The organism is Spirillospora sp. NPDC046719 (genome assembly GCF_040645715.1).
Taxonomy (GTDB): domain Bacteria; phylum Actinomycetota; class Actinomycetes; order Streptosporangiales; family Streptosporangiaceae; genus Spirillospora.
This window is the reverse complement of sequence record NZ_JBEYYT010000088.1, coordinates 16112-27881: the sequence shown is the minus strand read 5'-3', so window position 1 is coordinate 27881 and position 11770 is coordinate 16112. Positions and strand designations below refer to the sequence as shown.

Here is an 11770-nt window from a genome sequence, read left to right as displayed (position 1 = left end):
GTGGGCCGGCGGCTTCGGCCTCACCGCCGTCGCCGCGGCGGCGGCCGTCGCGGTGCCCGTCCTGGGGGCGTCGCCGGAGACCGGACCGCACCGATCGACCGCGCCGCCCCCGGCCGCTCGGACGGTGCTGCTCGCAGCGGCGCAGAGCGCCGAACGGCACGACGACACGATGCGCGAGTACTGGCACGATACGAGCACCTCGCGCCTCTACTACCGGCTGCACGCGCCGACCGGCGACTACACCGTCGTCTGGGCGCGCCGCTTCGAAGGCTGGACGCCGAGCAGCCCCACCGGGCGCGACTGCGGCCGCCGGCAGGATCTCGGCACCCGCCCGGCCGGGCCCGCCGACCAGGCGGCCTGGCGCCGCGCGGGCTCCCCCGCCACCTTCGCGATCCCCATGGACCGCAAGGGGTTCGCGCCGATGACGCTCAAGCTGGCGGCGGGGTCGCCGACCACCGCCTGCCGGGCGCTCCCGCCCGACGGGGCGATCTTCTCGCTCGGCGGCAACGTCACCATGAAGGACCTGCGTGCGCTGCCCGCCGACCCGAACCGCCTCAAGCGGCTGCTCCTCGAGCGGTTCGGCAGGTCCGGCCGCGACACCGAGCCGCTGACCAGGAACAAGACCGGCGACTCCTGGATGTTCTCGGTCGCCCGCGACATCATCCTCACCATGCCGGTGACCCCACGGGTCCGCGCGGCCGCCTTCCGGATGATCGCCGACCTGCCGACCGTCCGGACGATCGGCTCGGTGCGGGACGCGGAGGGGCGCCAGGGCACGGCGGTCGCGATCGACGAGCACACCTCCGACGGGGACCTGGAGCACCGCCTGATCATCGACCAGGCGTCCGGGACCGCCCTGGCCTACGAGCAGCTCGTCCTCAAGCCGGCGGGCAGGAACGCGGGACGCGCACCGGGCTCGCCGATCAACTCGGTGGTGAACCTGGCGTCCGGCTGGACCGACACCGCCCCGCGCTGACCGGGGCCCCCAGGCGCCGACCGTCGACCGGAGCGGATTCACGGGGACAGGCGGGCCCAGATCCACTTGCCGCCGTTCGGGTCCTGGGTCGCGCCGCAGCGGGTCGAGAGGGACTGGACGATGTGCAGGCCCCAGCCGCCGTTGTCGTCGAACGCCTCCGCGGAGAGGTCGAGGTCTTCGAGGGTGAGCCTCCGGAACGGCTTCGGACGCGGCGCGCCGAGACCGGAGTCCCAGACGGCGATGACGACCCCCTGCGCGTCCCGGCTGAGCTGGAAGCGGATCTCCTTGTGCGGCGTCTCGCGGGCCGCGTTCGTGACGAGTTCGGAGACGATCAGCAGCGCATCGTCAAGAATGCGCGAATATCCCCATTTGCACATCCATGCGTCCGCAAGAGTGCGCGCCAGCCCCACCGTGGCCGGCGTCGCGAGCATGGGAATGATCAAATCCCCCGCCGCCGTCATCACCATCGTCCCGCCCTCGCCCGAGTTTTCGATTTCTTGTGGCAAGGGTCACGGTCTTGACTTAGAGTTTCACTGTAGTCACGCAAAGTGAAAACAGGAGAAGCGATGCCCATCGTCCGCGACCCCCTCGACCCCAGGATCTCGATGTGGCACTTCCTGGCCTTCTGCATGCGGTTCTTCCGCGAGAAGATGGGACTCTCGCTGACTCAGTGCGGCGAGATCATGGGGCTCGCTCGCTCGTCTGTTTCCAATCTGGAGTCAGGCAGGCGACGGCCCCAGGACGACCAAATGCGCAAGCTGGACATGGCCTACGGAACCGGCGTCCTGTTCCAGGTCCTGCTCTGGTTCGCACGAATGGCCCACGACCCTGACTGGGGACGCCAGATCGACCGCTACGAGGAGGAAGCCGTCTCCATCAAGACCTACCACGGACAGGTCGTCCCGCTCGCCCTCCAAACCGACGACTACACCTGGGCGTGCGTCAAGGCGAGCAAGTTCAAGGACCTCGACGCGGTCATGGCATTCCGGACGTCCAAGAAGCAGGCCTACTGGGAGAAGGGTGACTCGCTACTCACCTGGACGATCATCGACGAAGCGGTGCTCGCACGCCCGTTCGGAGGCACAGAGGTCATGGGGAAGCAGTTGGAGCACCTGCTGCAACTAGCCGAGCAGCCAAACGTGAGCGTGAGGGTCGTCCCGTTCTCGTCTGGTGAGCACATGGGTGTCGACGGCTCGATGCAGATCATCGGCTTGGAGGACCGGGACGTCGCATACTCCGGCGCATTGAACGGCGGGCGCTTGATCGAATCGCCTGGCGAGGTGCGCGAGCTTTCGATTACGTTCGATCGTATCGGCGTTAAGGCTGCCTCAGAGGAAGCCTCCCGCGAGATCATCCGGCAGTACTTGGAGAGGTACACATGATCGTCCAGTGGCGCAAGAGTTCGTACACCGGCGGCGTGAACGACAACCAGTGCGTTGAGCTGGGACGGCTTGCGCCGGAAGTCGGCATCGGGGTCCGGGATTCGAAGAACCCGGACGGCGGGCACCTCACCCTCACCCCCACGCAGTTCACGGACATCATCGACCAGCTCAAGCGACGCACGGAGCACTGAGACCGTGCAGTGGCGCAAGAGCAGCTACAGCGGCGGTGTCGAGGACAAGCAGTGCATTGAACTAGGGCGCCTCTCGTCCGGCATCGGCGTACGGGACTCGAAGAACCCGGAGGGCGGGCACCTCACCCTCACGTCCGCACAGTTCGCGGATGTCATCAGCCAGATCAAGCAGCACGCGGAGCGTTAGATCATGGCCGTCCAGTGGCGCAAGAGCTCATTCAGCGGCGGAGCGGACGACCAGCACTGTGTTGAGCTGGGACGTCTTGCACCAGAGGTCGGCATCGGGGTGCGGGACTCGAAGGACCCCGGCGGCGGGCACCTCACCCTCGCGGTCGGCGAGTTCGCCGTCCTCCTGGCACGCATCAAGCGCACCACGTCCCCCTGACCCGCCCCCACGACACAGCTCCCCCGGACGGCCCGGCGGCCCGGTCGCCGGGCCGTACGCATCCCAGCTGACAGTGCTTCGTGCACATCGCCTCCGATCCATCGAAGGACCCAGAGGTCACGCTCGTGAGCATCCTTGCGACGCATCGCGCTCTGCTGGACCGTCTGCTGCCCGACGACCGACCGGACGGCCTTGCCGTACGTCAGGGGCAATTCCACATCGTGGTCATCGGCTCGGACCGCGTCGTCTGCCTGCCTCGCACCCGGGCGGCGGCCGCCCGGTTGCCCCAGCGGGCGGCCGCGCTGCACGCACTCGCGGGCCTCGACCTCGGCTTCCGCACACCTGAGCCGCTGCTCCGGGGCGGCGCGCACGACACCGGCGAGACGCCGTTCCTGGTGCTCAGCCGCATTCCCGGGGAACCGCTGGAGGCCGACGCCCTCGACGATGCCCGCGTGCTCGACACCGTGGCCGCGCAGTACGCCATGCTGCTGTCCGGTCTGGCCCATGCGGGCACCGACGAGACAGTACGGCCCGTTCTACCTCAGGCATCAGAAGGCCGGTGGCGGCTGTTCGCGGAGAACGTGCGCGCGGAGCTGTTCCAGTGCATGTCCGACAGCGGGCGCCTACGGGCCGATCGGGAACTCACAGCGCTCGACGGCCTCCCCCACCTCACCCGAGCAGTGGTGCACGGCGATCTCGGTCCCGAGAACGTCCTGTGGGAGTGGAGGCACGGGCTGCCGCACCTCTCCGGAGTGCTCGACTGGGACGATGTCGCACTCGGCGACCCGGCCGAGGACCTCGCAGCGATCGGTGCCGGCTACGGCCCTGAGCTCCTGGAGCGGGTGCTCGCCCTGGGCGGCCGGTCGAACCACGGACTCCGTACCCGCATCGCCGCGATCCGCGGCACGTTCGCATTGCAGCAAGCCCTCTACGCGCTCCGCGACGGCGACGATGAGGAACTCGCGGACGGCCTGGAAGGCTACCGCTGAGGCGCGGCGGCGACCGGTGGTGCGGCGACCGGTAGGATGCCGCCGCTTTCGTCACTTCCGCGCTACCCCCGGCCGGGAAGGCGAACGATGGACTGGGAGGCCGGTCATTCAGATTCCCATCCTGGCGCGGCGCCGCTGGTTCCTCGCGGTGCTCGTCCCGGTCATCGTCGTGGCGGCCGTCGTCGTCGGTTTCGCGGTCCGCGGCTCCTCCAGTGGCGCATCGGTCGAGTTCGTGCTGGGAGCCGGTACCTCCGACAGCGGCGGCGGACCGCAGCGAAGGGTGCCCGGGAAAGTGCAGAGCATGACCACGGACGAGCACGGGAAAGTCGCCCTGTTCACGTTGGATTCCCAAGGCTTCGAACTCTGGACGGCCGATCCCGGCGGAGCCGTCGCGCGGGTGCGCGTCCCCGCTCTGGACCGGTTCGGCGCCGAGGCGTTGGGCCAGGCGGTTCAGGCGGCCTCCGCGCCGGACGGCAGTATCTATCTGGCGCTCGACGCCGAGGGCCTGTGGAGGGTCACCAGGGACGGGCAGGCGACCAGGGTCGTCGCGACGGCGCGCGAGCGTCCCCTCACGGACCGGACGCCTGCGGAGCGGGTCCCACCTGTGTCCGTGAACGGGGTGGCGGTCGCCGATGACGGGACCGTGTTCTTCAGCGACTGGCAGAACCAGCGCAATTCGCTCCTCGTCCACAGCCTGCGTTCGGGTCGGACGATCAGAGTCGCGGGCACTCCCCTAAATGCCACGCAAGAACTCCCCAAAAAGGATCCGAATCTCCTGGATCCGAAGACCGGTGCTCCCGCCGAAGACACCTACATCCCCGAGGACGGCAACGCGCCGCTGGCGTGGAACGGCGGGAACCTGTACGTGCACACCGGTCGCGGCATCCTGAGAATCGCCACCGCGACGGAACGGATCTATCCCGTCGTCGGGTCCCGCGACACGGCCTCCCTCAAGCGTCCGGACGCACCGTTCAAGCCGTTCGGCAAGGCCATCAACGGATATGTCGACGCCCCGCGCGGCGGCGACGGGGAACACGCGTCGAGCATCGCCGTGGACCGCGCCACCGGCGGCCTCTACTACGGTGCCGGCGACCCCCGGCCCGGCAACGGCACGACCGGGATCTCCGCGAGATTCCGGTGGAGCGGCGACCTCACCAAGTCCCAGCGCGAGTTCCGCGACTCGCTGCGCAACGCTCAGCAGACCGTCTACCAGGTCGGCCGGAACGGCGACCTGTCCGCCGTCACCGCCGGAACCGAAGCGCTCTCCACCGGGAACGGATACCTGTACCTCGCCGTCGACACCTGCCCATCCGGCGAGGCCAAGTGCGGCATCGCGAACGACCAGTCAGCGGTCATCCGGCTGCGCCTCCCCACGAAGGGCAAGTGACGGACCCTCCGCACCTGAACGCCCGCGCCACAACGGACACGAGCGTTCAGGTGCGGAGAGGGCGCGGTCCCCAGAACGGCCAGTGGGCCCTCGCCCAGGCCGAGGCCGGGGCCTGGGCCTGGGCCTGGGCCGTGCGATGTGAGGAGGCGTCCGATGCCCGGTCACACGACGGCCCCGGCGCGCGAGGGTCAGGCCGCGTCGTCGTCGGTGACGACGAGGCGGGCGAAGCCGTCGCCGATCTCGGCGTTCTCGGGTGCGGACGCGACCACCTGGTAGGACTGGGCGGCCGCCGCGGCGGTCGTGTCACCGGCCAGCGGCACCTCGAAGGACGCCTCCGTCGCCCCGGCGGGGACGACGACCTGCCGGGCGACCTGCGCGATGACCGGCGCCGCCCCGCCGGCGATCGCCTGGACGTTCACCGTCACCGGGACGGTGCTCTTGCGCGACAGTGCGAGCGTCATCGTCGCGGTGCCCGGGCCGTCGCCCTCGGGGACGGTCAGGTCCCGCACCGACACCTGCGGCAGCGCCGACGCGTCCGCCTTGCCGGTGTCGGCGCGGGTGAAGGCGAGGTCGGCGAGGTACACGCCGCCGGTGCCGCTCGCCGCGGAGAGGCGGACGGACGCCACCGAGGACAGCTTGACGCCCTTCAGCGCCGACAGCGGGATCCGCACCGTCCGCAACCAGGTCTTGGGCAGCGGCGAGACGGTGCCGGGGAACGGGGTGAGCGCGTCGCTCACATCCGACAGCCGGACGCTCGCGCTGCCGCCCTCGCCGTCCGCGACGGTGACGGTCAGGTCCGCCGCGGTGGTGGACTCGTCCAGCGCCGCGCGGAACGTCAGCGCGTCGTACCGCTTGACGTTCGCGGCGCCGGCGGGGACGGCGGCCGCGACGTACCCGGTCGGGTCCGTCCAGGTGAGGTGCAGAACGGGCGTGGACGGTACGTTCGGCGCGTACGTCGCCGGCGTCCACGAGGGCGCCTGCGAGGTGGTGAGCCGGGTCGCGCAGGACGGCAGGCCGCTCTGGATGGAGCGATCCAACATGCCGGCGCAGATCGTGCCGGCGGCCGCGCCGCCGACGGTGACCGAGCCCGGCAGCGAGGTGAACGCGGCGACGTCGGAACGTTCCTTCGCCGGAGCCTGGGCGACGGTGTGCACGACCGCGCGGCCCGCCGAGGCCGCCGTGCCGCCGCTGCCGTCGAACAGCGGGAGGAACGCGTCCTCACCGCCCTGGACGAGCCGGAAGAACCCGGCGATGTAGGCCGTGCCGACCTTGTACTGCTCGGCGGCCGACAGCCGGGTGGGCGCGGTGTTCCCGCAGACCGGATCGGCGTTGTTCGACCAGTCGTCGCCCGCCGGGAAATGGGCCGCCCCCGGCGTCCACTCGGTGTTGAAGAAGTTGTGGTCGGCGCCCATGACCAACTGGGCGGCGCGGAACGAGCGGTCGCCGGCGTCGGCGTAGCGGGTGTCGTCGTAGAAGTGCTGTCCCTGCTGGTTGGAGACATCACCGTCGCAGTACGGCAGCAGCACCGCCATCGGGATGTTCGGCAGCGTCGCCCGCGCGAAGTCGGTGGGCGCGAGCGGCAGCACCGCCCTGATGCCGTAGGGGTGGTCGCGGCCGTCGTTGAGCAGCGCGGCCTTGACCACGCCCTCGCCGCCCCGCGAGTGCCCCATCAGCCCGATGTCGTTCATGTCGAGCCGGTTCTCGAAGATCGCGCCGAGCGGCCCCTTGCCCTTGGTGCCCTGCGCCAGAAGGTCCAGGTGGCGCATCACCAGTTCCCCGCGGGCGAGGGCGCCGCGGTCGTCGCTGTAGGGGTTGTCGGCCGCGTTGACGCCGTTCGCGCTGATCGACACGACGGTGTAGCCGTGACTGGCGAGCGCCTTCGCGGGCTCCTGGTACCCCTTGTAGCTGTCGATCGGCTTCTGCCCGTCCGGGCAGGGCCACTGGGAGTTCGACGTCGTCCAGGCGACCGGGTCGTAGCAGGCCGAGTGGCGGCCGTGCAGGAACAGCACGAGCGGCCCCTTGCCCCGCTTGTCCGGCAGGTACGCCTCCGCGCGGACCTCGGCCTTGCGTCCGCCGAGACCGGAGGGCTCCATCGCGGTGTCGCCGAGGTCGTAGCCGGTCACCTTCACGCTGTACGGGCCGGGATCGGCCGGGTCGACCGGAAGCTCGCCGCCCCGGGCGGACGGCGCGGGAGCCGGCGCGGCCTTGGCCTGCTTCGGCGCCGTCGCCGACGGCACCTCGCCGTTCCAGGCCACCTTGACCGACGACGGGTCGGCGGCCTCGGGGGCGGCGGTGACGATGGTCAGGGTCCTGCCGTCGGGGGACTCCTGCGCCGGGCCGAGCGACCTCCCGTCCACGGCCAGTTCGGGGACGGCGTCGCGGACGGGCAGCGGCGCGTCCAGCGTGAGGGTCAGGCGATGCCCGCCCTGGACCGGTTCGACCGTCCAGGCCGGGGGGTTCGGTGCGGCGTTGGCCGGGGAGACGGACAGGACGGCCGCCGCCAGGGCCGTCACCGCCACGGCGGCCTGCCGGCCGCGTCTGTGCACGCGCATGCGGTGCCTTTCGAGGACCAGACCCCGGAGCATCGGGCAACGGGTGTGTCACCCGACGTCTGAGGGGTTTGTGAGGTTTGTCCTCGGATGGGATCGCAGCCACCGGCGCGATCGCGTTACGCGATCATTGCCGCCCCGTTAACCTCGCGACGGTCCGGCCGAGGCCGGCCACCGGGCGGCCCGCGGCCCCGCCGGGGGGCGCCCGCGGTACCGCGGACGGGGCGGGGCGTTACCGTGTTCGGCATGGTCGGAACGGGATTTGTGACAGACGGAGCGGTCGGCGACGGCATCGCCACAGTGGCGGACGACGGCACGGTGCTCGACACCTGGTTCCCCGAGCCGCGGCTCGCCGGGGAGGCCGGCAAGGGGACCCGCCGGCTGGACGCCGGCGAGGCGCGCGCGGCCTTCGGGGAGGACGTCCGGGTCGGGCGGGACGAGGCGCGGCGGGTCGAGACCGTCCCGGTGCGGACGGAGATCGGCAGCCTCGCCGACCCGCCCGTGGACGCGCACGACGTGTACCTGCGGCTGCACCTGCTGTCGGCGCGGCTGGTCCGCCCCCACCGGGTCAACCTGGAGGGGATCTTCGGCCTGCTCGCGACGGTGGTGTGGACGAGCGCCGGGCCGTGCGCGGTGGACGGCTTCGAGCGGGTCCGGACGGCGCTGCGGGCGCGGGGCCCGGTCACGGTGGACGGGGTCGACAAGTTCCCCCGGATGACCGACTACGTCGTGCCGTCCGGAGTGCGGATCGCCGACGCGTCGCGGGTCCGGCTCGGCGCGCACCTGGCGGCCGGCACCACGGTGATGCACGAAGGGTTCGTGAACTTCAACGCCGGAACGCTCGGCACGTCCATGATCGAGGGCCGGGTGTCCGCGGGCGTGGTGGTCGGCGCGGACTCCGACGTGGGCGGCGGGGCGTCGATCATGGGGACGCTGTCGGGCGGCGGCACGCAGGTCATCTCGGTCGGCGAGCGCTGCCTGCTGGGCGCCAACTCCGGCATCGGGATCTCGCTGGGCGACGACTGCGTCGTGGAGGCGGGCCTGTACGTGACGGCGGGCACCAAGGTGTCCCTGCCGGACGGCACCGCGGTCAAGGCCGCGGAGCTGTCCGGGCGGTCGGGGCTGCTGCTGCGCCGCAACTCCGGCACGGGCGCCGTGGAGGCGCTGCCCCGCAACGGCGCGAAGATCGCGCTGAACACCGACCTCCACACCAACAACTGAAGGTCGCGTGCGGGCTCCCCCCGCTGGAGCCCGCACGCGACCTGCGGTGCCCGAGTCAGGCTGAGCGGGCGGCGTCCGGCGGGTGCGCGCCCGGGGCGGGGACGTCGTCCAGGCGCGGCACGCAGATCCGGCGCAGGTACCGGTTGAGCGCGGGGCGGACGGCTCCGCCGAGCGGGGCGACGAGGTGCAGGGCGCCCCTGGCGGCGGAGACGGTGAAGCGCGTCTTGGTCAGCAGCGCGGTGCCGTGCTGGTCGATCGCGTCGACCTCGCTGAGGTCGAGGATCAGGTTCAGGGGGCGTCCGGCCAGCACGGTCGTGGTGAGGATCTTCGCCTCGGCGGTCACGACGGTCTCGGCGACCAGCTGCCCCTTCATCATCAGGACGGTCGCGCCGTCGCGGGTGCCGGTCTCGAAGGCGAGGGCGGGGCGGGCACGCGGCGCGGGCTCCGCGCCTAGGGACTCACCGGCGCAGTGATCCGGTGTGACCTGCGACGTGGCGGACTGCACGAGCATGGCGAAGCACCCTCCTCACGCGACGACGGCGTCGACTACTGATCCTGCTTGCCGCAAAGATGTTACAGGAAAAATTATTCGGCAAAACCCTGTCGTATCATGACGGGGTGGCCGACACCTCCCGCACCGGCGGGGCGGGGCACCGCTCAAGCTCCGCCCGCGCTCGCCGCCGGGAGGAAGCACCGGACAGCGGAGGTCGCCGATGGAGGACGCCAGGACACGGCAGGACCGGAAGCCGTGGACGTTCCTGACCAACCACGCCCGGGTCCTGATCTGCATCGCCCGGGATCCCGACCTGCGCGTCCGCGACGTGGCGGACCAGATCGGGATCACCGAGCGGGCGGCGCAGCTGATCATCACGGACCTGGAGGAGGCGGGGTACCTCGTCCGGACCCGCGTCGGCCGCCGCAACACCTACACCATCAACGGCGACCGGCCGTTCCGGCACCCGGCCGAGGCCGACCACGACGTCCGGGACCTCATCGACGTGTTCCTCGGCGAGGGCTCCTACGCCTGAGCGCCCCGGCGCGCGGGCGCCGGGCCGTCAGCGGGGGCCGATGCGCACGCGGGACGGGTCCGGGCCGCCGAGCGTGAGGCGCCGGGTCGCGGGGGCGCCGGGCGCGGACGTCCACGGGTCGGCGCCGGCGGGGGCCTCCGGGACGTACTCGGGGAAGTCGCCGCTCATGACGTCGAGGGCGAGGCGGTGGCCGGCGCGGAGCCGGTAGGCGACGTGCCGGAGGTCGAGGACGGCCGAGTCGCGCGGCGCGTCCAGGCGGAGCTGGCCCTTGGCGATGAGGAACGCGGCGCCGCCGGGCTCCATGTCGAGGAGGCGGGCGTGCAGGTGTGCCCCGGCCGGTGCCGCGACGGCCAGCGCCACGGTCACGGCGCCCACGAGGTCGGTGTCCTCGGCGCAGGCGGGGCCGGTGAAGCGGAGCACGTCGTCGCGGTCGCCGACCGCGCTCAGGTCCGACCGGTCGAAGAGGGCGGCGAAGGGGTTCGCGCCCTGGGAGGGCACGGGGTCGGACGGGTCGTGCGTCCACGCGACGGTGCTCGGCTCAGGCGGCGGCTCGGCCGCGAGGCCCTCCGGGGTCAGGAAGTACTCGAGTCCGGGGGCGTTGCGGGGCGGCCACGTCTCGCCGTCGCGCCATCCGCCGTGGCAGATCTCGTAGCGGACGCGGGGCAGCGCTTCGAGGGAGCCGCCGAGGACGGCGTCGAAGAACTCGATCGCGGGGTCCAGGTAGCCGGGCAGCATCCGCTCCAGCGCGGCCGGATCGGCGGCGTGGTCGTCGGACGGGGCGATGGGCGCGTCCCGGAGGCGGTAGTTCTCGTGGTCGATGGCCTCCAGCCGAAGGCGCAGGTGGGAGGCCCAGTCAGGGTGCCGCGACAGGGCCTCGACGTCATGCCAGGACCAGATGGCGCAGTTGTCGAACCAGCCGATCGTGTAGAGCGCGGGAACCGGCCGGCTTTCGAGCAGCGCCTTCACGGGAGGCGGGACGAACCGGGACGCGCCGGAGAACTCCGCGTCGAAGTTCGCCGAGCGCTTCCCGATCCGGTCGAAGAAGTCGTCGAAGGGGGCGCGGAGCGGGCGGCGCGTCCAGTCCGGCTCCCATTCGTAGCGGCCGGCGTCCACGTAGTGGGTGGCGAAGTACATCTTCCGGCTGGTCTGCTCGACGTCGCGGGTGCCGTCGCCGTAGTCCAGGACGGTGGACAGCTGGGATCCGGTGACGCGCGGCGCGATCGCCCGCAGGGCCGGATGGCCGCTCATCGCGGCGGCGATGGCGGTGTACCCGTAGTAGGAGTCGCCCCACATCACGACGTCACCGTTGCACCACGGCTGCTCGGCGACCCATTGCAGGGTGTCGTGCCCGTCGTCGACCTCATGGACGGCGAACTCCGTCGCGCCTTCGGACCGGTACTTGCCCCGGACGTCCTGGACGACGGCGGTGTAGCCGCGCGCCGCGAAGTAGCGGCCGATCAGCGGCATGAAGCAGTAGGCGCCGTCCTTGTCGTACGGGAGCCGGACGAGGACGGCCGGTCCGGGCGACGGCGAGGCGGCGCGGTAGACGTCGGCGGCCAGCCGGACGCCGTCCCGCATGGGGACCATGGCCTGGTCGGCGTCGGCGGGCACGGCGGCGGGGCCGACCCGTTCGATGTTCAGCACGTGTTCTCCGTGGTTCGG

General features: G+C 71.6%; 13 protein-coding genes. 9 read left to right on the top strand and 4 right to left on the bottom strand.

The window, feature by feature from the left end:
- Positions 1 to 976 (top strand): CU044_5270 family protein (locus ABZ914_RS17490; RefSeq protein ID WP_500193991.1); only part of this gene is annotated, 976 nt, incomplete at its 5' end.
- 38 nt (positions 977 to 1014) lie between these two features.
- On the opposite strand, the gene ABZ914_RS17485 is transcribed toward ABZ914_RS17490, so the two are convergent.
- Positions 1015 to 1443 carry an ATP-binding protein gene (locus ABZ914_RS17485; RefSeq protein ID WP_387032194.1) on the bottom strand — a complete coding sequence of 143 codons (429 nt, stop codon included), beginning with the start codon at positions 1441 to 1443 and terminating at the stop codon, positions 1015 to 1017.
- 99 nt (positions 1444 to 1542) lie between these two features.
- On the opposite strand from ABZ914_RS17485, the gene ABZ914_RS17480 reads away from it, so the two are divergent.
- The 6 genes from ABZ914_RS17480 (at position 1543) to ABZ914_RS17455 (ending at position 5310) form a co-directional block, all read left to right on the top strand.
- Complete coding sequence (locus ABZ914_RS17480) at positions 1543 to 2358, top strand: helix-turn-helix domain-containing protein (protein WP_500193989.1); 816 nt, start codon at positions 1543 to 1545, stop codon at positions 2356 to 2358.
- Positions 2355 to 2549 (top strand): DUF397 domain-containing protein, encoded by a 195-nt coding sequence (locus ABZ914_RS17475; protein WP_500193987.1) that lies wholly within the window; start codon positions 2355 to 2357, stop codon positions 2547 to 2549. Before ABZ914_RS17480 ends, ABZ914_RS17475 begins: the two co-directional genes overlap by 4 nt.
- A 4-nt stretch (positions 2550 to 2553) precedes the next feature.
- Positions 2554 to 2736, top strand: coding sequence for a DUF397 domain-containing protein (locus tag ABZ914_RS17470; protein WP_500193986.1), 183 nt, complete (start codon positions 2554 to 2556; stop codon positions 2734 to 2736).
- 3 nt (positions 2737 to 2739) lie between these two features.
- Entirely contained in the window at positions 2740 to 2934 is a 195-nt protein-coding gene (locus tag ABZ914_RS17465; RefSeq protein WP_500193984.1) for a DUF397 domain-containing protein, read from the top strand.
- A gap of 125 nt (positions 2935 to 3059) precedes the next feature.
- Positions 3060 to 3923 (top strand): viomycin phosphotransferase, encoded by an 864-nt coding sequence (gene vph / locus ABZ914_RS17460; RefSeq protein ID WP_500193982.1) that lies wholly within the window; start codon positions 3060 to 3062, stop codon positions 3921 to 3923.
- A gap of 16 nt (positions 3924 to 3939) precedes the next feature.
- Positions 3940 to 5310, top strand: a complete 1371-nt coding sequence (locus ABZ914_RS17455; protein ID WP_500193981.1) for a hypothetical protein — start codon at positions 3940 to 3942, stop codon at positions 5308 to 5310.
- Positions 5311 to 5498: 188 nt separating this feature from the next.
- On the opposite strand, the gene ABZ914_RS17450 is transcribed toward ABZ914_RS17455, so the two are convergent.
- On the bottom strand, positions 5499 to 7862 hold the full coding sequence (locus ABZ914_RS17450) for a poly(ethylene terephthalate) hydrolase family protein (protein WP_500193979.1): 2364 nt from the start codon (positions 7860 to 7862) through the stop codon (positions 5499 to 5501).
- Between the two features lie 261 nt (positions 7863 to 8123).
- Between ABZ914_RS17450 and dapD the strand changes: the two genes are divergently transcribed.
- On the top strand, positions 8124 to 9080 hold the full coding sequence (gene dapD / locus ABZ914_RS17445; protein ID WP_500193977.1) for a 2,3,4,5-tetrahydropyridine-2,6-dicarboxylate N-succinyltransferase: 957 nt from the start codon (positions 8124 to 8126) through the stop codon (positions 9078 to 9080).
- A 55-nt stretch (positions 9081 to 9135) separates the two neighbouring features.
- Here the strand turns inward: dapD and ABZ914_RS17440 are convergent, their stop codons facing one another.
- Entirely contained in the window at positions 9136 to 9591 is a 456-nt protein-coding gene (locus ABZ914_RS17440; protein WP_500193975.1) for an STAS domain-containing protein, read from the bottom strand.
- Positions 9592 to 9793: 202 nt separating this feature from the next.
- Between ABZ914_RS17440 and ABZ914_RS17435 the strand changes: the two genes are divergently transcribed.
- Entirely contained in the window at positions 9794 to 10108 is a 315-nt protein-coding gene (locus ABZ914_RS17435; protein ID WP_500193973.1) for a helix-turn-helix transcriptional regulator, read from the top strand.
- 27 nt (positions 10109 to 10135) lie between these two features.
- On the opposite strand, the gene ABZ914_RS17430 is transcribed toward ABZ914_RS17435, so the two are convergent.
- On the bottom strand, positions 10136 to 11752 hold the full coding sequence (locus ABZ914_RS17430; protein ID WP_500193971.1) for a CocE/NonD family hydrolase: 1617 nt from the start codon (positions 11750 to 11752) through the stop codon (positions 10136 to 10138).
- Positions 11753 to 11770: the final 18 nt, after the last annotated feature.

Excerpts from the sequence above, each read along its gene's own strand:
- ABZ914_RS17485 (WP_387032194.1), bottom strand. The coding sequence starts at position 1,443 with ATGGTGATGACGGCGGCGGGGGATTTGATCATTCCCATGCTCGCGACG.
- ABZ914_RS17480 (WP_500193989.1), top strand. The coding sequence starts at position 1,543 with ATGCCCATCGTCCGCGACCCCCTCGACCCCAGGATCTCGATGTGGCAC.
- ABZ914_RS17475 (WP_500193987.1), top strand. The coding sequence starts at position 2,355 with ATGATCGTCCAGTGGCGCAAGAGTTCGTACACCGGCGGCGTGAACGAC.
- ABZ914_RS17465 (WP_500193984.1), top strand. The coding sequence starts at position 2,740 with ATGGCCGTCCAGTGGCGCAAGAGCTCATTCAGCGGCGGAGCGGACGAC.
- ABZ914_RS17450 (WP_500193979.1), bottom strand. The coding sequence starts at position 7,862 with ATGCGCGTGCACAGACGCGGCCGGCAGGCCGCCGTGGCGGTGACGGCC.
- ABZ914_RS17440 (WP_500193975.1), bottom strand. The coding sequence starts at position 9,591 with ATGCTCGTGCAGTCCGCCACGTCGCAGGTCACACCGGATCACTGCGCC.
- ABZ914_RS17435 (WP_500193973.1), top strand. The coding sequence starts at position 9,794 with ATGGAGGACGCCAGGACACGGCAGGACCGGAAGCCGTGGACGTTCCTG.